18 protein-coding genes and 1 riboswitch are annotated in these 21,243 nt (G+C 31.9%); of the genes, 14 read left to right on the top strand and 4 right to left on the bottom strand.

Translation table 11 applies throughout. The annotated features are described in order from the left end of the window. The first annotated feature begins 68 nt into the window (after positions 1-68). A riboswitch (SAM riboswitch) is annotated at positions 69-178 on the top strand. Positions 179-264: 86 nt separating this feature from the next. The 9 genes from HALSA_RS10450 to HALSA_RS10410 all read left to right on the top strand — a co-directional run bounded on the left by HALSA_RS10450 (position 265) and on the right by HALSA_RS10410 (position 9,113). Then, a complete protein-coding gene (locus HALSA_RS10450) occupies positions 265-1,287 on the top strand; it encodes a methionine ABC transporter ATP-binding protein (protein WP_013406520.1) in 1,023 nt (340 codons plus the stop codon). Further along, entirely contained in the window at positions 1,280-1,951 is a 672-nt protein-coding gene (locus HALSA_RS10445) for a methionine ABC transporter permease (RefSeq protein WP_013406519.1), read from the top strand. Before HALSA_RS10450 ends, HALSA_RS10445 begins: the two co-directional genes overlap by 8 nt. Positions 1,952-2,010: 59 nt before the next feature. After that, positions 2,011-2,865: a MetQ/NlpA family ABC transporter substrate-binding protein gene (locus HALSA_RS10440; RefSeq protein WP_013406518.1), complete on the top strand. Its 855-nt coding sequence runs from the start codon at positions 2,011-2,013 to the stop codon at positions 2,863-2,865. Positions 2,866-3,028: 163 nt separating this feature from the next. Continuing rightward, a complete protein-coding gene (locus HALSA_RS10435; protein WP_013406517.1) occupies positions 3,029-3,331 on the top strand; it encodes a YkvA family protein in 303 nt (100 codons plus the stop codon). A gap of 114 nt (positions 3,332-3,445) precedes the next feature. Further along, complete coding sequence (locus tag HALSA_RS10430; protein WP_013406516.1) at positions 3,446-5,068, top strand: alkaline phosphatase family protein; 1,623 nt, start codon at positions 3,446-3,448, stop codon at positions 5,066-5,068. Between the two features lie 624 nt (positions 5,069-5,692). Continuing rightward, on the top strand, positions 5,693-7,591 hold the full coding sequence (locus tag HALSA_RS10425) for an S-layer homology domain-containing protein (RefSeq protein ID WP_013406515.1): 1,899 nt from the start codon (positions 5,693-5,695) through the stop codon (positions 7,589-7,591). Positions 7,592-7,754: 163 nt separating this feature from the next. Then, positions 7,755-8,336 carry a TetR/AcrR family transcriptional regulator gene (locus HALSA_RS10420; RefSeq protein ID WP_013406514.1) on the top strand — a complete coding sequence of 194 codons (582 nt, stop codon included), beginning with the start codon at positions 7,755-7,757 and terminating at the stop codon, positions 8,334-8,336. A 35-nt stretch (positions 8,337-8,371) separates the two neighbouring features. Then, complete coding sequence (locus HALSA_RS10415; RefSeq protein ID WP_013406513.1) at positions 8,372-8,860, top strand: ferritin family protein; 489 nt, start codon at positions 8,372-8,374, stop codon at positions 8,858-8,860. Further along, positions 8,847-9,113, top strand: coding sequence for a GIY-YIG nuclease family protein (locus tag HALSA_RS10410; protein WP_041595829.1), 267 nt, complete (start codon positions 8,847-8,849; stop codon positions 9,111-9,113). Before HALSA_RS10415 ends, HALSA_RS10410 begins: the two co-directional genes overlap by 14 nt. Here HALSA_RS10410 and murB read toward each other — a convergent pair. Beyond that, entirely contained in the window at positions 9,110-10,036 is a 927-nt protein-coding gene (murB, locus tag HALSA_RS10405; protein ID WP_013406511.1) for a UDP-N-acetylmuramate dehydrogenase, read from the bottom strand. The two genes, HALSA_RS10410 and murB, sit on opposite strands and share 4 nt — an antisense overlap. Positions 10,037-10,169: 133 nt before the next feature. Here murB and HALSA_RS10400 point away from each other — a divergent pair, with 133 nt between their 5' ends. Further along, a complete protein-coding gene (locus HALSA_RS10400; protein ID WP_013406510.1) occupies positions 10,170-11,096 on the top strand; it encodes a ParB/RepB/Spo0J family partition protein in 927 nt (308 codons plus the stop codon). On the opposite strand, the gene HALSA_RS10395 is transcribed toward HALSA_RS10400, so the two are convergent. Continuing rightward, positions 11,083-11,988, bottom strand: coding sequence for a LysR family transcriptional regulator (locus HALSA_RS10395; protein WP_274377489.1), 906 nt, complete (start codon positions 11,986-11,988; stop codon positions 11,083-11,085). The genes HALSA_RS10400 and HALSA_RS10395 overlap by 14 nt on opposite strands. 167 nt (positions 11,989-12,155) lie before the next feature. Here HALSA_RS10395 and HALSA_RS10390 point away from each other — a divergent pair, with 167 nt between their 5' ends. Next, positions 12,156-15,965 (top strand): phosphoribosylformylglycinamidine synthase, encoded by a 3,810-nt coding sequence (locus HALSA_RS10390; RefSeq protein ID WP_013406508.1) that lies wholly within the window; start codon positions 12,156-12,158, stop codon positions 15,963-15,965. Positions 15,966-16,039: 74 nt separating this feature from the next. Here the strand turns inward: HALSA_RS10390 and thiI are convergent, their stop codons facing one another. Continuing rightward, positions 16,040-17,257, bottom strand: a complete 1,218-nt coding sequence (thiI, locus tag HALSA_RS10385; RefSeq protein ID WP_420795040.1) for a tRNA uracil 4-sulfurtransferase ThiI — start codon at positions 17,255-17,257, stop codon at positions 16,040-16,042. A 17-nt stretch (positions 17,258-17,274) separates the two neighbouring features. Beyond that, on the bottom strand, positions 17,275-18,429 hold the full coding sequence (locus tag HALSA_RS10380) for a cysteine desulfurase family protein (protein WP_013406506.1): 1,155 nt from the start codon (positions 18,427-18,429) through the stop codon (positions 17,275-17,277). Positions 18,430-18,577: 148 nt separating this feature from the next. Here HALSA_RS10380 and HALSA_RS10375 point away from each other — a divergent pair, with 148 nt between their 5' ends. The 3 genes from HALSA_RS10375 (at position 18,578) to rsmA (ending at position 21,226) form a co-directional block, all read left to right on the top strand. Then, positions 18,578-19,345, top strand: a complete 768-nt coding sequence (locus HALSA_RS10375; protein ID WP_013406505.1) for a TatD family hydrolase — start codon at positions 18,578-18,580, stop codon at positions 19,343-19,345. A gap of 21 nt (positions 19,346-19,366) precedes the next feature. Next, the gene (locus tag HALSA_RS10370) at positions 19,367-20,263 is read left to right on the top strand and encodes a Gfo/Idh/MocA family protein (RefSeq protein WP_013406504.1); all 897 of its coding nucleotides are present in this window, start codon (positions 19,367-19,369) and stop codon (positions 20,261-20,263) included. Between the two features lie 75 nt (positions 20,264-20,338). Then, on the top strand, positions 20,339-21,226 hold the full coding sequence (rsmA, locus tag HALSA_RS10365) for a 16S rRNA (adenine(1518)-N(6)/adenine(1519)-N(6))-dimethyltransferase RsmA (RefSeq protein WP_013406503.1): 888 nt from the start codon (positions 20,339-20,341) through the stop codon (positions 21,224-21,226). Positions 21,227-21,243 lie beyond the last annotated feature (17 nt).

The raw sequence follows: 21,243 nt of genomic DNA, 5'->3' as shown, positions 1-21,243 counted from the left end.
TAAAAAGCAACTTGACAGAATTAAAATTGAGTGATAAACTTCTAACTAAATTAATAAAATATAATATATATTCATCAAGAGTGGCGGAGGGAATGGCCCTGTGATGCCCGGCAACCTACTTAAATATTAAAGTAAGGTGCTAATTCCAGCATTCCAATTATGGAATGATAGATGAGAGGTAAATTAATCCTCTCATGAGGATTTTTTTAATGCAGACTGCTCTTGATGATGAGCAGTTATTATTATTTTAAGGGTGATTATTAAGTGATAAAAATAAAAGATTTAACAAAACATTATCATACAGAACAGGGAAGCATTGAAGCAATTAATGAACTAAATCTAGAAATTAATGATGGTGAGATATTTGGAATAATCGGGCCCAGTGGAGCAGGTAAAAGCACTTTAATTAGAATGCTTAATCTTTTAGAAGACCCTACAGCCGGTTCAATTATGGTTAATGAAGTGAATCTAACCGATTTAAGCTCTTTAAATTTAAGACAGGCCAGACAAAAGATTGGAATGATTTTTCAACATTTTAATTTATTGTCTTCACGAACTGTATTAAGAAATGTTAGTTTTCCTTTAGAAATTGCTGGTGTAGCGAAAAAGCAAAGAATTAAAAAAGCTAAAGAATTAATTGATTTAGTTGGCCTTGCTGATAAAGCAGATAATTATCCAGCTCAGCTATCAGGTGGACAAAAGCAGAGGGTAGGAATTGCAAGAGCTCTGGCCAATGACCCAGACCTTTTATTATCTGATGAGGCAACTTCTTCACTAGATCCAGAAAGCACAAAATCTATTTTAGATTTACTTGCTAAAATAAGAGAAGAATTAAATTTGACAATCATCTTAATTACTCATGAGATGGGAGTTATAAAAGATATTTGTGATCGGGTCGCTGTAATAGAAGAGGGAAGAATTATTGAAAAAGGATCAGTGCTTGACATTTTTGCCAGACCTAAAACAGATTTGACTAAAAAGTTTATAAGTTCTGTAATAGATTATAATTTACCTCCCAGGATAGTTGAATATATTAAAGAAAAAAGGCCTGGAGAATTAATTAGAATTACTTTTGTAGGCGAAAAAACTCATAAGCCATATATTTCTGATCTAGTTAAACATTATTCTGTAGATGCTAATATTTTATATGGTAACATAGATGAAATACAGGGTGTTCCTTTTGGAACCTTAATTTTAGATCTTGAAGGAGATTTAGAAAATGTGGAAAAGAGTATATCTTATCTGCAAAGTGAAGGTTTAAATGTGGAGGTGCTTGACAATGTTTGATTTAATTTCAGAACTGGCAAGATATAATGATTTGATGATAAATGGCACTTTAGAAACTTTATACATGGTAGCTATGTCACTTTTTTTTGCAATAATTGCAGGTATTCCTCTAGGAGTATTTACAACCATCACCAGAGAAGATCATATTTTACCAAATAGATTTGTTAATTTTATACTTGATGGAACCATTAATATTGGTCGTTCAATACCTTTTATAATTTTAATGGTTGCTGTAATTCCGTTTACTAGAATGATTGTAGGTACTTCTATCGGTACTAATGCAGCTGTTGTTCCACTTTCACTTGCTGCTATTCCCTTTATGGGTCGGGTAACTGATAATGCAATTTTAGAAATACAGGATGGAGTTATAGAATCTGCCCAATCGATGGGAGCAAGTCCTACTCAGATTGTTTTTAAAGTATTGTTGCCAGAGGCTCTTCCAGCAATAATATTAGGTTTAACCCTTACTTCGATCAGCCTGGTAAGTTATTCAGCTATGGCTGGAGCAGTTGGAGGGGGTGGTCTCGGCGATATTGCGATTAGATATGGATATCAGCGCTTTCAGCTGCTTATCATGCTGGAGACCATTGTAATCTTAGTTTTAATGGTACAGATTTTACAACATTTTGGTAATTGGGTTGCAAATAAGTTTGATCATAGATAATTTGATTTATCTATATATAATAAATGAATTATTTTACAATAAGGAGAAGAGGAGAGATAATGATGATTAAAAAAGGATTTTTAGTTTTAGTTGTGTTGGCGTTTGTCGCAGTTGCAAGTGTTTCAGTAATGGCTGATGATCATGTTTTAAAGGTAGGTGCAACTCCTGTACCTCATGCAGAAATATTAGAATTTGTTCAGGATGATCTAGCAGAAAAAGGAATAGAATTAGAGATTATCGAATTTACTGATTATGTAACACCTAATTTATCTTTAGATGATGGTAGTATTGATGCAAATTATTTTCAGCATATTCCATATCTAGAACAGTTTAATGCTGATAGAGGACTTGATTTAGTACCAGTTGCTAGGATTCATGTTGAACCAATCGCTCTTTATTCTGACAAATATGATAGTTTAGAAGATATTCCCGAGGGAGCATCAATTGCAGTTCCAAATGATCCTTCAAATGAAGGTAGAGCTTTAATATTACTTCATAACAGTGGGGTAATAACCTTAGATGACCCTGAAAATTTAAATGCTACTCCAATCGATATTATTGACAATCCAAAAAATCTCAGATTTAATGAATTAGAAGCTGCTCAACTACCAAGAATATTGCCTGATGTAGCAGGAGCAGTTATCAATACAAACTATGCTCTAGAAGCAAATTTAAATCCACTTGAAGATGCGTTAGTAATAGAAGATAGTGACTCACCATATGTAAATGTTCTTGTAGTAAGAAGTGAAGATCAAAATAATGAAAAAATAGAGATATTAAGAGATGTTCTTAATAGCCAAAAAGTTGAGGACTTTATTTTAGAAGAGTATCAAGGTGCAGTAGTGCCTGCTTTTACACCAGTTGATGGTGACGATGTTAGTGAAGAAGCAGTAAGATCTAATTATATCTTTTAATTAAATTTCTATTAAAGAATACAGATCTAATTATCAATAAAAAAATAAATATTACTCAATTAGCAAATGCCCGGCAGGTAACATTTAACTGTCCGGGTATTTTGTTTTTTAAATTAAGATGATATATAATTGACATAGAGTTTAGGAAGTAGAGGTGGTTTTTGTGTTTAGATTATTTGGGACAATTGCAGATATATTTACTTTAATGAAAGATCCAGAGGTTAAATTAACAAAAAAATTAATGTTTATATTTCCGGTAGCTTATTTTTTGTTCCCTTATGATTTAATCTGGGATTTTTTCCCTGTAATAGGCCAAATAGATGATATAGCGGTATTTATAATTATGTGGCCTTTTTTAAAAGATATTTTAGAAAAATATAATAGTGATGATAAAGATGTTAAAAAGAAAAGCAAAGAGGATTCTGAGGCATATGATCTAAAAAAAGATGATTATGAAGTAGAATAGCAAGCTGTTTTTAAGCATCCTTATATTATAGGATATTTTTTTATAAAATTATAGACATTACGAAAAAATTATACTATAATTATAATAATCATTATCAATTAGGAGTGCAAATTAATGAGAAAAAAGATTTTTTCAGTTTTATTTTTAATGAGTTTAATCTTAACAATATTTAGTTTTACTACTGTAGCTGCAGAGAAGTACTTATTAATTCATATAGATGGTATTTCTTCAGAGATGTTTTTTTCTGAATTAAAGCAGAACAATTTACCTAATTTAGCTGAGTATTTTGCAGAAGAAAACATGATAAAGCATGGTCTCACATATTTTCCACCTTCTACTCAGGTGGTAATCAGTAGAATTAGAGAATCAAAAAAGATATCAGAGGGTGAATTGCTAGACTGGGACCGTTATGATGAAGAAACTGAAACAGGAAAAGGTAAAATTTCAGTTTTTAATGAAATGAGATCAAGTGTTGATCGTAGAGCTCGCAGCAATTTTATTTATGGTTTTCCGGCATTATCAAATTTAGCACCTGCAGCTATGTTAAATCTACCGGATTTAATTGATAAATATGGATTGGTAGAATTTTATTATTTTTCTACAGATACTTATGGTCATATCTGGGGAGAATCTTCTCAGTTAAATAAACTATATCAATTTGATCGTTCATTTGGAGAAGTAGCAGACAATTTTCCAGAAGATTTAAATATAATAATTTATTCAGATCATGGAATGGTATTTGGAGAAAAAGTGAGTTTTAAAGATGACTTACTCCAGGAATTAGATAATAAAATTGAAAACTATTCTTATCCGAATATTTATTTGAATAATAATAATGATCAAATAGATAAAGATCAGTTAAGTAGAGAAATCGCCAAAAACACTCCCCTTGATTATGTTTTTTATCAAAAAAACGAAAATAAAATTATAGGTTATCATCCTCATTCAAAAATTACTTTTAGCAGAAAAGGTGAAAAAATAGCATATCAATATGAGGGAGAAGATACTTTTAATTATTATAATCGGGGTTATACTGGTGAATTTTTAAATGAAGAAGAATGGCTTGAATTAACATATGACAGCTATTTTCCCTTTGCTCCATATAATATTAATGCCATATTTGAGAATGAATTTGTTGGTGATTTAGTAACTGTATTAAATTCTCCCAAATTTATGGGAGGAGGCTATGTTAGAAAAGGAAGTCATTTAGGGCTTACAGCTGATAGTATGACAGTACCAGTTTTAGTTAGAGGGCCAGAGCTTGAAAAATTTTATGGACGTGATTTTATCCGTTTAGATAGTTTATTTGAAGAAATAGATATTAAAAACTATGAAAGTAATACTCCTGATAAGGACGATAATCATTTAACCCTATCTTTTAATGGTTTAAGTGATAATGACTGGAAAATAAATTATGACTTATCACCTAAATATAGATTGAAATTTAGCGGGGAATTAAATAGTTTTAATGAGCAGAGCTTTTGGAGCAGTTATGATATTTATAGTGGTTATTTAAGTAGACTCTGGCTGGGAGCAGGACTCAGTAATATCGATAGGGATAATACTGATGCCATGGCAAAAATGCGCTTAGAAATAAAAGTAAATAATTTTCTCTTAGAATATAAAAACTTTAGCAGCCAGGATTCAAAAATAAATTTTGTTTACTCAATATCTAATAATTTAGCTCTAACAGCTAATAGAGATCTGGAGTATTTCGGTTTCAGATATCATTTTTAATAAAAAGCTTCTTTTTTTATAATTTTTTCGGGTGATAGAGCCCCTTTTTATGGTAGACAGATCACATTATAAAGATCTGTTTTAGCAGAAAAAGGGGTTTTTGTTATTTGACAAGAGCTATTTTTTGTGCTATATTTATGAATGACCGGTCAGTCATACAGTAAAAATATATTGTTTTTTAACCAGGAGAAAGTTGTAACTTTTATTATAACTAACCAATTTCAGCAAGAGACTTGTTACCCCTTGTTGTTCCTGCTGAATTGATTAAATCGGGGGGCACCGATTTTCTCCTGGTTCACATATAAGCCGGTTTAATAATTTAAAATTTATTTTGCATAATATTTGTAGTTCAACTACCCATAAATATTAGACTGGAAGGGGGGATACATACATTTGACTTTGTCGTTAATGTTTTTTAATAGGGTAGTTTGACATAGATGGGTCTGAACATAAACTGAACTTTTAAAGAAATAAATAAGGAAACTAGGCAACTTATTGATTTCTTGCTGGTGAAGTTTAAGATCAGACTCCTGAGTATTAATTTGAAAGAAACTAGAAGTAATATAATGATTGATTTAGATAATTTTTCAAAGATAAAATTAAAAAAAGGAGTGAAAATTTATAATGAAAAAACTTACAATAACAATCTCGTTAATCTTAATTTTTGCATTAGCAGTGCCAGCCCTTGGTGCTGATCATGGTTCATTTACTGATGTACCTGATGATCACTGGGCATATGATGCTATAAATTCACTAGTTGCAGCTGGTGTAGTTGAAGGATATCCAGATGGTGAATATAAAGGTCAAGAATCAATGACCCGCTATGAAATGGCTGTTATGGTTAGCCGTGCTTTAGATAATATTGCTGAAGAGCAAGAAGCAATGGCAGAAGGCCTTACAGAAGGTCAGGCTGAAGATGTAACTGCTATAGTTGAGTCTTTAATGGAAAGAAACATGCCTGAAAGTCTTACAGATCAGCAGGCAGAAGAAGTAGCAGATATCGTTGAAGCTTTAACTTATGAACTTAGAGAAGAACTAGCTGTCTTAGGTGCAGATGTAGAGGTTCTGGCAGAAGATCTAGAAGCTCTAGAAGCTAGAGTAGATGATATGGATGTACCAGAAGACAATATCGAATTTTCTGCAACAGTAGATACTATGTTTGAAGTTGCAGATTATCCAGATGCAGATGATGAAATAGCAGCAGCTATGGTTCTCTGGGCTGATGGTGATGCTTTAGATTTAGATCTGCCGATTAATGCGGAAGGAGATCCAGTTGATGGTACTTCATCTGAATCTGATTTAGAAAATTATGTTGATAATCTATTAACTACTGATAGTGATGATTGGGATGGCATTGAAGACGCAGATGATCTTCCATCTGAGAAGAGATTCTGGCAGGAATATAACTTCAATGTCTATGGTAATGTAGGAGATGCTAATTTCCTCTTAGATGTTGACGCTATTTCCAATGTTTTCACTGAAGAAAAGAGTGCCTTTGGTTATGAGGAAAGTGATGATCTAGACTTTGAAATGGATACAGCTACTCTTTATTTTGAATATGAAGATATTTATATGAGAGCTGGAGATTTTGAAGATGAACATCTAGCACCATATTATGTAGATGAAGAAGATCTTCAGGGTGTAGAAGTTGCTAAAGACTATCTAGATATTGACTGGAACTTCTTAGTAGCTGGTTTCGGTGATGAGGTAACAGATGATATCTATGGTGTAACAGCTTCCAGTGATATGGACTTCGGTACTTTAGCTGGTAGTTTCTATCAAACAAGATTAGATCATGATCAGCTTAATGTATTAAGTGTAGCTCTATCTGATGTTGCAGTTACAGATGCTGTAACTCTCGGTGGAGAAGTTGTATTCACTGATAGTACTGAAGGTGAAGATTTGTATGAAGAAGATGATTTCTTAGTTGCCTTAGATGGTGAGTTTGCTGCAACAGAAGATCTTACAGTAAATGCAAGATTTGAAACTGTTGGAGAAGACTTCAATCAATATAAAGGTGACTTAGAAGAAGATAGAGACTATGATCTCTTCAACATTGGTGCAGCATTTGATCTAGATGAGAACAACACACTTAGTGGTTCATATACCTTTGTTCAAATAGGTGACGAACTGCAAGCTGATGATGATTATAATGATGAAGATAAGCATACTATAGAAGCTAGAATAGATAATGCTTATGGTGACTTTGCTAACTATGCAATGGTTGAGTACACCATGAATGATAACTATACTGATGACTATGATACAAGAGTAATCGAACTTGGTACAGAATATGCCTGGGACGATGCAACTACTCTTGGTGCAGCTTTAGTTAACAAGAATGAAGAAAATGATGATGCTAATGTAATTAACTATAACTATCTAAAAGGGCACATGAATAGAGAACTATCTGAAAATACTGCCTGGAATGTAGAAGCAAAATGGATAGATGGTGAAGTGGGCGAAGACGATGTAGAAGCAGAAAGTAGTTCACTTACTACTTCTTTAACAGTAAGCTTCTAAATAGATATATATTAGAATATACAAAAGACCTGGAGGAATTATATCCTCCGGGTTTTTTTATGTCTTTAAAGTTTTTTGCAAACTGTCATACTGTAAATATTCTCTAATCTGTGATAAACTGAAAAAAAGAGGAGAAAAGATTTTAAAAAAAAGAGGGGTTGAAATGAGAGAGCGCAGGGAAGAGATTATGGATGCAGCAGTTAAATTATTTGCTCATAAGGGTTATTATAATACCAAAATAGCTGATATAGTAAATTTGGTTGGAATAGCGAAAGGGACTTTTTATCTTTATTTTAAAAGTAAAAAAGAATTATTTTTATCATTGATAAAAAAACAGAGGACTTTGATCGATCAGGGAATTGATATAAAAAATATTGTTGAAGAGAGTAATGATTTAAAGTCTTTTGTTAAGATTTTAGTTAGAGAAGCTTTTAAGATTTATGGTAGCAATAAAGATTTAACAATCGTTATTCTGAGAGAATCTGTGTCTGTTAATGAGGACTTTGTTGGAGAATTTAAGATTATGGATAAAGAAAGAACAAAGCGCTTAAAAAGTGCTTATAGTTATTTAAAAGAAGAGGGTTACATAGAGTTAGATAATGATTTTGAATTTTTTTATTATGTTTTTGTGGGAATTATAGAAAGCATTTTATTAAGAAAGTTGATCATGAATGAAGAGGAATTTATTAGTGAAGAAGTAATTAATAAAACATCTAATTATATTGAAAAGGCATTAAGTATTTGATTTAAAATATATTAATTCCGAAAGGGGTTTTAAAAATGAAAAATCATTTTAATGCTTTAGAAGTTATGGAGATGGCAAAGGATATTGAAAAAAAAGGGAAAAAGTTTTATTTAACCCATGCTAAGGCTACAGATAATCTGGAATTAAAAGAATTGTTTAATAAGCTGGCTGACGCTCAGGAAGAGCATTATAAGAAATTTGTGGAATTAACGGAAGAATTAAAGGGTAAATCTGACAAAGCAGATTATCTTTATGATGAAGAGGTCAGTGCTTATTTTGAGTATTTAGTAGAACTAACTATCTTCCCGGCTTATAATAGTGAAAAGTCAAAAGAAGCCTTAAATGATGCTAAAAAAGCATTAGATCTGGCGATAAGAGCTGAAAAAGATGCGATATTATTTTATAGAGAAATGTGTGCTAATAATAGTGGAGAAACGATCGAGGCTGTAGAAAAATTAATCAAGGAGAAAAAACGTCATTTAAGAGAATTAGGAAAGTATATTGAAGAGTATGTCAAAAAATAAGCAGCTTAAAGAAAAAAATCATTTTGTTTATATTGTGGAATGTAGTGATGGTACTTTTTATACTGGATATACTAAAGACCTTAGAAGAAGATTAAAAGAACACAATAAGGGAGAAGGTGCTAAATATACCAGAGGTCGTTACCCGGTTAAACTGCGTTATCAAGAAAGCTTTATCTCGCGCAGTCAGGCTCAAAAAAAAGAATACAAAATAAAACAGCTCCCCCGAGAAAAAAAGGAGGAACTGTTTGCTTAAAAATCACCAAGAAAGCGGGGTTCGACTTCAAGTTGGACTCCGCTCATTTTATATATCTCATCTTTTATTTTTTCAATTAATTTTATTATATCTTCAGCTGTAGCATCACCTTTGTTGACAATGAACCCGGCATGTTTTTTAGAAACCTGAGCACCACCAATCTGATAACCTTTTAGTCCTGCTTTTTCAATTAATGCCCCTGTATAGTGTCCTTCTGGACGTTTAAATATACTACCAGCACTGGGTAATTCCATGGGTTGTTTAGACCATCTTTTTTGATGTAGTTCTTCCATTTTTGCTTTGATATTTGCTTTTTTATCCTTTTTAAGTTTGAGATTGACTTTTAATGCTAAATAATTTAGCGACTTATTCTGTAAAATACTGTTTCTGTAATCAAGCTCAAGTTCTTTTTTAGAAAGTTTAAGTAATTCCCCTTTTTGATTAACAAAAAGAGCACTTGTAATTATATCTTTCATTTCACCATCATAAGCACCTGCATTCATATAAAGTGCTCCTCCAAGAGAACCGGGAATACCACTGGCAAATTCGAGCCCACTTAAAGAATTTTTTAGGGCGATATCAGCAATTTCTTCTAGTTCTATACCACTTTCTGCTGAAATACTTTCTCCTTTGATTTGATAATCATTAAGATCACCAGTATAAATAATAACCCCTCTGTAACCTTTATCAGAAACGATTAAATTGCTGCCCTGACCTAAAATAAAAAAGGGTAGTTTAGATTTCATAATTAAAGGAATTAATTTTTGAGCAGCCTCTATTTCTTGAGGTTTAAGCAATAAATCAGCTGGCCCGCCAACTTTGAAACTTGTAAACTCTGCCAATTTTTTATTTTTTTCTATCTCAAGATAGTTTATTTTTTCCAGTTTCTTTGATAGAATATTAATAGTAGATTTAGTATTCATATATTTACTCCTTTATAAATTAAAAATTATAACTTTTATTAGTTCTTCATTTAATATAATATGTTAAAATTACTGGAAAATCAATTTTATCTATGTTTTATCAAAAAATCAATTAAAAACAGGGGGATTCAGAGTGAAATATAAGGAAATATCTATTAGAAATATTGAAAGCCGGCCTGAACAAATAAGACAGGAATTTGCTGAAGAAAAGATAGAAAGCCTGGCCAGATCAATAGCTGAGGTTGGACAGCTGCAGCCGGTTGTTGTTCAGAAAAAAAATAGTCACTATCTTTTAATTGCTGGAGAAAGAAGGCTGAGGGCAATTAAGAAAGATGGTAAAGAAAAAATAGCTGCAGTAATTTTAGAAGGAGATATTTCACCGGAAAAATTTAGACAGATTCAATTGATAGAAAACCTGCAGAGACAGGATTTGAATCCTTTAGAGAGAGCAATATCGATTAATAAATTTATGGAAGATAATAATTTAACCAAAAAAGATGCAGCAGAACGTTTAGGCATAGCAAGAACTACCCTTACTCTCTGGTTGAATATTCTTGAGTTCAAAAAAAAATATCAAAAAGAAGTTTTAAAAGAAGATTCGGCTATAACTCTTTCTCACCTAAGTTTAGCACATGCATTATCGTCAAAAACAGGTGACCCAAATAAAATAAATGAATTATTAGATGCAGTTATTAAACATAATTTAAGCAGAAAAGAAACCCAGGCTGTATTAGATATATTCTATAAATATCTGCATATACCTATGGATGAGGCTGTTGCAGCTGTATTATTAAAAAGAGAAAGATTAAAGATGAAAGATTACTGGGATGCTGATAAAGATAAAAATAATCATCGACCTGTACGTAAATTACTCAGGTCTTTTAACAATATTAATGATAATCTGGAAAAATATATGGAAGAAGAAGGAGATTTGTCTGAAAAAGCACAGGAAGATCTTTTAGATGAATTTCTTTATCTTTATCAAATAATGGGAATTTTAATCCCTGATTTAAAAAATAGGTCTATTAAAGAGCTTTTAGAGAAAATTAAAAACAATTAATAACTTTCAAAAATCTTTCTGCTGCTTTAGATAATGGGAGTTCTTTATTCCTAACTACTGCTAATTTTCTTGTTGGCAGTTTTTCTTTTATTTTTATTTTAAAGAGTTCATTTTGAGAAAGATTTAAACTATATTGGGGTACATGAGCAATTCCAAGCCCAATTTTAGTCATTTCAATTAAAAGATCCACGCTTCCCAGTTCAACTTCAGGTTTGAGATCTATATTGTATTTTTTTAATAATTCATCAAAAAACTTTCTGGTACTTGTTTTTTCTTCAAGCATTAAAAGTGGATAATTCTTTAAATCATGCAAAGATATTTTTTTGTTTTTTAATTTTGGATATTGATTTGAGCAGATAAATATATCTTCAAATTCGAATATTTCATTAACCAGCATATCATCAGTTATTTTTGGATTTGGTAAATTGCTGATGATTAAATCAACAGCATTTTGTTTAAGTAGCTCAACACAGGTGCTGGAAGTCCTATTGGTAATCTGAATATGAATTTGAGGATAGAGCTTATGAAATTCATTTAAGTAAGGTAATAAATAGTCTTTTGCAATTGTATCATTAGCTCCAATATGAATCTCACCTCTTTTTAAAGCATTAATCTCCTTGATATTTTTTTCTCCGGTTTTAATCAAGTTAAAGGCAGGTTCTATGTGTTCAAATAACACTTCTCCAGCCTGAGTTAAACTAACCTCTTTGGTGTTTCTAATAAAAAGCCTGGTTTTTAATTCTTTTTCTAAATTTTTAATATTTTGGCTGACAGCTGACTGAGAAATATAGAGTTCTTTTGCTGCTTTAGAAAAACTTAAATTTTTCGCCACAAAATAGAAGACCTTATATAATTCGTAATTCAAAGACATTAATAAGCACTCCTTATTAATATTATTAGTACTATTAATTTTACTACTTAATTATAACAGATTATAATTAACTTAGAAAGTTTATTTTTTTTAAAAATTGTAGAGATTACTGGCATAATATTCCGGCAGAATTGATAAATAGGCTTTAAATTATTATTAGTAAAAAAGAATTAAAGGAGAGCTAAATTATGAGTAAAATTAGAAGATTGTTTGTTGAAAAAAAGGATGAATACAAAGTTGAATCCGAACAGCTTTTGAGTGATTTTAGAGAAAGCCTGGGCCGGGATAATTTAAAAGACTTAAGAATAGTAAATAGATATGATATCACTAATATTTCTGATCAAGCCTATCAAGAAGCCTGTAGAACAATTTTTGCTGAAATTCCTCTTGATAAAATTTACCAGGAAGAGATTGATATTGCTCCTGACGAAAAAGCATTTGCAGTAGAATACCTACCAGGACAGTATGATCAGAGAGCTGATTCTGCAGAACAGTGTATACAAATTTTAAATAATGAAGAAGATCCAAAGGTCAGAACAGCTAAAGTAATAATTTTAAAAGGTGATTTAAAACAAAGTGATTTAGAAAAAATTAAAGATTATTATATTAACCCGGTTGATTCTAGAGAAGCAGCCATGGAAAAACCAGCTAGCCTTGAAATGGAATACAAGGTACCCGAAAAAGCTGAAACACTAAACGGTTTTATAGAACTTGATGAGCAGGGTTTAGAAGATTTTAGAGAAGAATTAGGACTGGCCATGAGTATGGCAGATATTTTTCATACTCAAAAATATTTTAAAGATGATGAAGAGAGAGACCCTACTATTACTGAAATTAAAGTATTAGATACTTACTGGTCAGATCACTGCCGTCATACAACATTTTTGACTGAAATAGAAAAAGTTGAAATAGAAAAAAGTGACTTCACTAAAAAAGTTGAAGCTGCCTATCAAGAGTATTTAGCAGCAAGACAAAAAATATATCAAACTGAAACTAAAGATATTTGTTTAATGGATATCGCTTTAATGGCGATGAAAGAATTGAGGGCAGCTGGCAAATTAGAAGATCTTGAGATTTCCAATGAAGTAAATGCAGCCAGTATAGAGATAACGGTTGATGTAGATGGTGAAGATGAAGAATGGTTATTGATGTTTAAAAATGAAACCCATAACCATCCCACAGAAATTGAGCCTTTTGGTGGAGCAGCAACCTGTTTAGGTGGAGCTATTCGTGATCCCCTAGCCGGAAGATCTTATGTTTATCAAGCTATGCGGGTAACTGGGGCAGGTGATCCACGGACTCCAATCGAAGAAACTTTAGAAGGCAAACTCCCTCAGAAAAAAATTGTTCAAGAAGCCTCAGATGGTTATAGCTCTTACGGTAATCAAATTGGTCTTGCTACTGGATTGGTAAGTGAAATTTATAATGAAAGATATATTGCCAAACATATGGAGATCGGTGCTGTTATAGCAGCCACTCCTAAAGAAGATGTCTATAGAGGAGAAGCTTTAGCAGGAGATAAAGTCATCCTCGTTGGTGGTAGAACCGGTAGAGATGGCTGTGGTGGTGCAACTGGTTCTTCTAAAGTTCATACTGAAGAGTCGATTGAAGAAAGTAGTGCAGAGGTTCAAAAAGGTAATCCACCTACAGAAAGAAAAATACAGCGTTTATTTAGAAATCCTGAAGTAAGTAGAAAAATTAAGGTCTGTAATGATTTTGGAGCAGGTGGTGTTTCAGTGGCTATCGGTGAGTTAGCTGATGCACTGGAAATTAATTTAGATGTAGTACCTAAAAAATATGAGGGTTTAGATGGAACAGAACTGGCAATTTCTGAGTCTCAGGAAAGAATGGCAGTAGTAATTGACAGTACAGATGTAGAAGAATTTATAAATTTAGCGGAAAAAGAAAATCTAGAGGCGACAGTTGTAGCAGAAGTTAAAGATCATAATCGTTTAATTATGAACTGGAATGGTAATGCTATTGTTAATCTTAGCAGGAGCTTTTTAGATACAAATGGTGCTTCACAACAAACAGAGATAAAGATTAAAAAGCCTGAAACAGAAAACAACTATTTTAAAAATGTAGTAGCTAATAGGTTGGGAAGTAAAGATGATTTAAAAGATAAATGGCTGGCCAATTTAGCTGATATTAATGTTGCCAGTCAAAAAGGACTTAAAGAAAAGTTTGATAGTACTGTTGGAGCAGGAAGTGTTTTAATGCCATTCGGAGGGAAATATCAACTAACACCCACCCAGGCTATGGCAGCAAAAATACCATTATTAAAAGGAGAAACTAACACAGCTTCTCTGATGAGTTATGGTTTCGATTCAAAACTCAGCACCTGGAGCCCTTTTCATGGAGCTTATTATGCTGTTATTGAGTCTATTGCTAAGATTGTTGCTGCAGGAGGAGATTACCAAAATATTAGATTTTCTTTTCAGGAATATTTTGAGCGTTTACGAAATGATCCTGAGCGCTGGGGTAAACCTTTTAGTGCCCTCTTGGGAGGATATTATGCTCAGAAAAGATTTGAGTTACCTGCAATCGGTGGTAAAGACAGTATGTCTGGTTCTTTTCATGAATTAGATGTCCCTCCAACCCTGGTCTCTTTTGCGGTCAATACGGTAGATGCAAGAAATGTTATTTCACCCGAATTTAAAGAAATTGATTCCAAACTCGTTTATATAAATGCAGAGAGGGCTTCAGATGAGTTAGTCGATATTGCAAAATTAAAGCAGGCTTACACTAGGATAAATAAATTAATAGCTGCCGAGAATATCATTTCTGCTTCCGCGATTAGTTTAGGTGGTATTGCAGAAGCTCTTAGCAAAATGAGTTTTGGAAATAAGATTGGAGTAGAAATCGAAGTAAATATGTCAGCAGAAAAATTATTTTCACCAGAATATGGTGCTTTACTTTTAGAAGTAAGAGCAGACAGCAATTTAGAAAAACTATTTGCAGATATAGACTATCAGCTTTTGGGTACTACAACTAAAGAACAGAGTATTAAAGTAAATAATATTGAAATTTCAATTGAAGAAGCAATTGAAACCTGGCAGAACCCACTGGAAAAAATATATCAAACTAAGGTTAAGACAATAAAAACAGATTCTGAAACAGACAATAGTCCAGATCAGAAACTAGAATTTAATGGTTATGAAAGCAAAGAAAAAATTTCAGCCAAGATTAAAGTTGCTAAACCACAGGTGGTTATCCCGGTTTTTCCCGGAACAAATTGTGAGTATGATACAGCAAGACAATTTAGAGAAGCTGGGGCAGAAGTGGAAACTATTATTTTCAAAAATCTTAAAGCAGAACAGATCGAAGAGTCGATTAATAAAATAGCTAGTACCATCAATAACTCTCAGATTGTCGTGATTCCTGGTGGTTTTAGTGCTGGTGATGAACCAGATGGTTCTGGAAAGTTTATTGCCGCTGTATTTAGAAATCCTAAGATCAAAGAAGCAGTTATGGACCTTTTAAATAATAGAGATGGTTTAATGCTGGGAATTTGTAATGGCTTTCAGGCATTAATAAAATTAGGTTTAGTTCCTTATGGAGAAATTAGAGAGTTAAAGGATAACTCACCGACCCTAACCTATAATACAATTGGTCGCCATGTTTCTTGTGCTGTATCTACTAGAATAACTTCTAATAAATCGCCCTGGCTAGCTAATGTAAGTGTTGGTGATATTCACTCTATTCCCGTTTCACATGGAGAAGGTCGTTTTGTAGCAGAGCCAGAAATGATAGAAAAGCTGCATAAAAAAGGACAGATTGCAACTCAGTATGTTGATTTTGAAGGTAAGCCTACGATGAATATAGAATTTAATCCAAATGGGTCAATGGCAGCAGTAGAAGGGATAACCAGTCCAGATGGTAGAGTTTTTGGTAAAATGGGTCACTCAGAAAGAATAGGGAACAATGTTTCTAAAAATATAATCGGTAAAAAAGATCAAAAACTCTTTAAGGCTGGAGTAGATTACTTCAAGAAATAAAGCTAGATTTAATTAAGAGCATTTCCGTTTAGTTTTGACTAAAAGGAGATGCTCTGTTTTTTTAAAATCGATTTTTAATTAATTGTAAGAACTTCCATTTGCTCAAGAGAATTTTTTATTAATTTTTCTATATTTAAAACTGCTTCTTTTGATCTAACTATTTTTAAAATTGGTTTAGTTACAGGTTCTTCAGGAATAAAAACAGTACAGCAGTCTTCATAAGGACGAATTGAGATTTCATAACTATCTATTTTTTTAGCCAATTCTATTATTTCATTTTTATCAGAAGTAATTAAAGGCCTTAATATTGGTAGCTCTGAAGCATCATCTGTGCTTTGAATTCCTTCCAGAGTCTGGCTTGCAACTTGTCCTAAACTTTCCCCGGTAATTAAAGCTTTTTGGCTGTTTTCTTTGGCCAGGTGATTAGCTATTCTAACCATCATTCTTCTCATGATTGTAATTGTATATTTTTCAGGGCATTTTTTAACTATTTGCTGTTGGATTTCTGTGAAATATGGAATCTGCAGTTTGATTTCTCCCCCATATTTAGATAATATTCGGGCCAGATCTTTAACCTTTTCTTTGGCTCTGGCTGAAGTATAAGGAGGAGAATGGAAATAAACAGCTCCAATTTTTAAGCCTCTTTTTAAAGCATACCAACCTGCAACTGGACTATCAATTCCTCCAGAGAGCATTAATAAAGTTTGACCAGATGATTTTACAGGTAGTCCACCTGGACCACTTTCTCTATTTATAAAAAGGTAGATTTTGCCTCTGGTTATTTCAATTTCAAATAAGTGATCAGGATTGTGAACATCTACTTTAAGCGGTTTTTCCTTACTTTCAATATTTGTTAAAATAGCACTACCAATTTCTGCATTTAACTTTGGACTTTTGATAGGAAAAGATTTATCAGCCCTATTGGTTTCAACCTTAAAACTACAGGGATAGCTTTTTACTTCTTTTTCAAAAAGTTTAAGTGCTTTTTCTTTTAATTTATCATAATCTTCATCATCAAAATCTGAGGCTGCTTTATTAAGTTTAAAATCAACTGCTGGACTTGCAGATACTATGCCGGGTAGTTTTATTATTCTGTTTAAAAGCCTTTTTATAACTGAGCTTTCGGCATGAAGAAAAATCCTTCCATAAACAGTGGTAATTTCAAAATCACCAAGATCAGCTATCGCATGATCAATATTTTTGATCAACTGACCAATAAAATCATGTTTGTTATCACCTTTTAAATTAATTTCTCCATAACGAATAATTATTAAATTATACAATGATTTCACCTCGATAATAATTTCAATTATTTATTTACAATTTTTAAAAAGTCAATTTTTTCTTTGATTTTAGTTATTACATAATCAATTTCATTTTGCTTTATCTCTTCAGTTAAAGAGATCCTTAATGCACCTTGAATGCGATTTTCAGAGAAACCACATACTTTCAAAACCCTGCTGTATTTCTTTTTTGAAGTACAGGCAGATGAAGTAGAAAGATAAATACCTTCTTCAGCCAGAGCATGCACCATTGTTTCCCCCTTTATATTTTTCAAAGAAAAATTTATAATATGAGGAACGGCATTTTTGGGTGAATTTATCTTAACTTCTTCAATTTCTTTTAATTTTTTTAAAAAATAATTTTTCTTTTCATTTAATTTAGCATTAAAAAGATTTTTAGAGTTAAGCTGTGCTATTTCATTTAAAGCCTGATTTAGACCTGCAGCAGCAGCTGTGTTTTCAGTTCCAGGTCTTATATTTTTTTCCTGTCCACCTCCATAAAAAAGAGGTTTTAAATCTACACCTTTTTTAAAAAAAAGAGCACCTATTCCTTTAGGTGCATGAAATTTATGACCACTTATTGAATATAGATCTACTTTTAGATCAGATAAATCCGTAGAAATCTTGCTAAAAGCCTGAACTCCATCTACATGGAAAAATGTTAAAGGATTTTTATTTCTTATTATTTTAGCTATTTTTTTGATTGGCTCAATAGTACCTAATTCGTTATTTACATGCATTACACTGATTAAGATAGTATCTTCTCTAATTAGGCTTTTTAAATGCTTTATATTTACAATTCCTTTTTTATTTACCTGCAGCCAATCAACTTCCCAACCTTCTTTTTCTAATTGCAGCATTAAATTATGTATAGACGAGTGTTCTATTGGAGAAGTAATTATATGTTTTCCCCGCTGTTTGTGTTGCTCTATGATCCCTCTTACAGCAAGGTTATTGCTTTCTGTGCCTCCCGAAGTAAAAATTATTTCTTCAGGCTTAACATTTAATCTTTCTGCTAAGTTTTTTCTACATTTTGTTAATATTTTTTCTGCTGCTAATCCCTTTCTATGTAGAGAAGAAGGATTAGCATAATTTTTTTGCATAGTTTTTACTACTGCTTCTATTACTGCAGGTGAGACTTTGCTTGTAGCTGCATTATCTAAATATATTTCTTCTGACATTGTTTTCCCCTCCTGCTTAAAATCTATATTTAATTATAGCATAAATAAAATTACATACAAATTGAAATCAATGATTTAATTTATAAATCTAAAGTGTTATAATAAGAATTAAGAGTAAAAAAATCACTTTATTTAGGAGGAATAAATTTTGTATTTAATAGATACTCATGCTCATTTAGATTTTAATGATTATGATAAAGATAGAGAAGAAGTCTTTAGCAGAGCTAGAGAAGCTGGAGTTGAAGAAATAATAAATATTGGTGCTGATCTTGAATCAAGTATAAGGGCGGTTAAATTAGCGGAAAATTATGATAAAGTTTATGCAACTGTTGGTATTCACCCACATGAGGCAGTTTCTGTAAATAAAGAAAGTTTAAATCAGATAAAAGAATTGAGTTCTTCACTTAAAGTAAAAGCGATTGGAGAAACCGGCTTAGACTTTTATTATGATAATTCCCCGCGTGATATACAGATTGAGGCCTTTAAAGTTCAGCTTGATCTTGCTGCTGAACTGGATTTGCCAGTTGTGGTCCACTCTCGAGCAGCTGGAGAAGAAACACTAAAAATTTTAGATCAAAGTGCTGACTTTTCTGCCAATTTAATTTTTCATTGTTATGCATATGGGACAGAATTGATTGAAAAAATAATTGATAGAGATTATTATGTGGCTTTTGGTGGTTTAATTACTTTTAAGAATGCTTCTGAAATACGTCAGGCACTTAAAAAAATGCCGTTTGATAGAATACTTTTAGAAACTGATTCTCCTTATTTAACACCATCTCCAAACCGAGGTAAAAGAAATGAACCGGAAAATTTAAAATATATTCTAAAAAAAGCTGCTGAAATAAAAGAAATATCAGCAGATAGAATGGCAGAATTTACAAGTGAAAATGCAAAAAGGGTTTATAGGTTGTAAAAAAAAGGGAGGTAGATCAAAATGAAAATCGGGATTATTGGGCTGGGAGATATAGCTAAAAAAGCTTATCTGCCAATCGTGACTCAACTTGCAGAGTTAGAACCATATTTTTGCACAAGAAATGAAGATGTGTTGAAAGAGCTTGGAGCTAAATATCATGTTGATAAACTTTATTCCTCAGTAGATAGTTTGTTAGAGGAAGATATTAAAGCTGCTTTTGTTCATGCAGCTTCTAAAGCACATTACAAAATAGTTAAAAAACTGCTTGAAAATGATATCCATGTTTATGTTGATAAACCAATAACTTATCATTTAGAACAAAGCAAAGAGTTGATCAATATAGCAAGGAGAAAAAACCTTCTTTTGATGACCGGTTTTAACAGAAGATATGTTCCCACATATCGTTCTCTGCTGGAAATTAAAAGTCCTAAAATAATAATAATGCAGAAAAACAGGAAGTTAAATCCGGGTAATACAAGAAAAGTTGTTATGGATGACTTTATTCATGTTGTAGATACTATTCGCTATCTATATGGAGATGAAGATATTGATTCTGTTGAAATAGATAAGATTGAAGAAAACAACAGTTTAAAAAGGGTAATGATTACTATCAAGGGTTCAGCAAATACAGCAATTGGAATAATGAATAGGGATAATTCAATAACAGAGGAAACCGTAGAGGTAATGGGTTTTAAAAAGAAAAAGAAAATAGTTGATTTAACTGAAATAATAAACTATGAGAATAAGGGAAAAAGTAGTTCTCAAGTTTATGGATGGAATAAAATGGAGTATAACAGGGGTTTTGTTGACATTATCGATAGATTTATAGAGCTGTTAAAAAAAGATGAGTCAAAGCAAAGTATAATGATGGCTGATTTAAACACTCACAAATTGTGTGAAAGAATCATTAATGAATAATTTTGCGTGAGTAAAATTGATGTGATAAAATAAGCTAGGTAAATATAATAAAAAATAAGGATGATTTATAATAAAATGCTAAATAAAATAGCAACACCAAGTGAGACAAAGAAAATATTGAAAGAATATGATTTACGGCTTAAAAAAGGTCTAGGGCAAAATTTTTTAATTGATTATAATATAATAGATATAATAATCAATGCTGCTGAGATCGATGGAGATGAATTATTGATTGAAATTGGTCCTGGAATTGGTTCATTAACTCAAGCCCTTCTGGAAGAGTTAAAAGATGGGAAATTAATTGCTATTGAAAAAGACGCAGAAATGGTTAAGGTTTTAAAAGAAATATTTCCGCAACAAAATAAGCTGAAATTATTAAATGAAGATGCTTTAGCTATTGAATGGAAAAAAATAGCAAAAGAAAATAAAGGAATGGGAATAAAGGTAATAGCTAACTTACCCTATTATGTTACAACTCCAATTATTATGAGTATTTTGGAAAGTGAAATAGAGCTAGAGAAGATGATATTTATGGTTCAAAAAGAGGTTGGTGAGAGGATGAGTTCTGGCCCGGGAACTAAAAAATTTGGTTCTTTAAGTGTGGCTGTTCAATACCATATGAAGCCAGAAATAGTTCACCAGGTACCTTCATCGGTTTTTTTGCCTCAACCTGATGTAGATTCTGTAATTGTTAGTTTAACTCCTTATAGCGAAAATCCCCATCAGAAAAAAGTTATTGACCAGGAATTTTTCTTTCAAATAGTTAAATCTATTTTTCAGCAGAGGAGAAAAACTTTGCGTAACAGTCTTAGTAAATCAGCTGTAATTAATCTGGATAGAGATTTGGTTACTAAAGCTCTTGAATTAGAAGGTATTGGTCTTAAAAAAAGAGGCGAAAAACTCGAAATATCAGAAATGATATCTATAACTAATAGACTTTATAAGATGAGAAACAAAAATTAAAGAAAGCAGGTGTTAAA

Origin of the sequence: Halanaerobium hydrogeniformans (assembly GCF_000166415.1) — a bacterium.
Lineage (GTDB): Bacteria > Bacillota > Halanaerobiia > Halanaerobiales > Halanaerobiaceae > Halanaerobium > Halanaerobium hydrogeniformans.
Note: the sequence above shows the minus strand (reverse complement) of the source record. Positions and strands in the feature narration are given on the sequence as shown.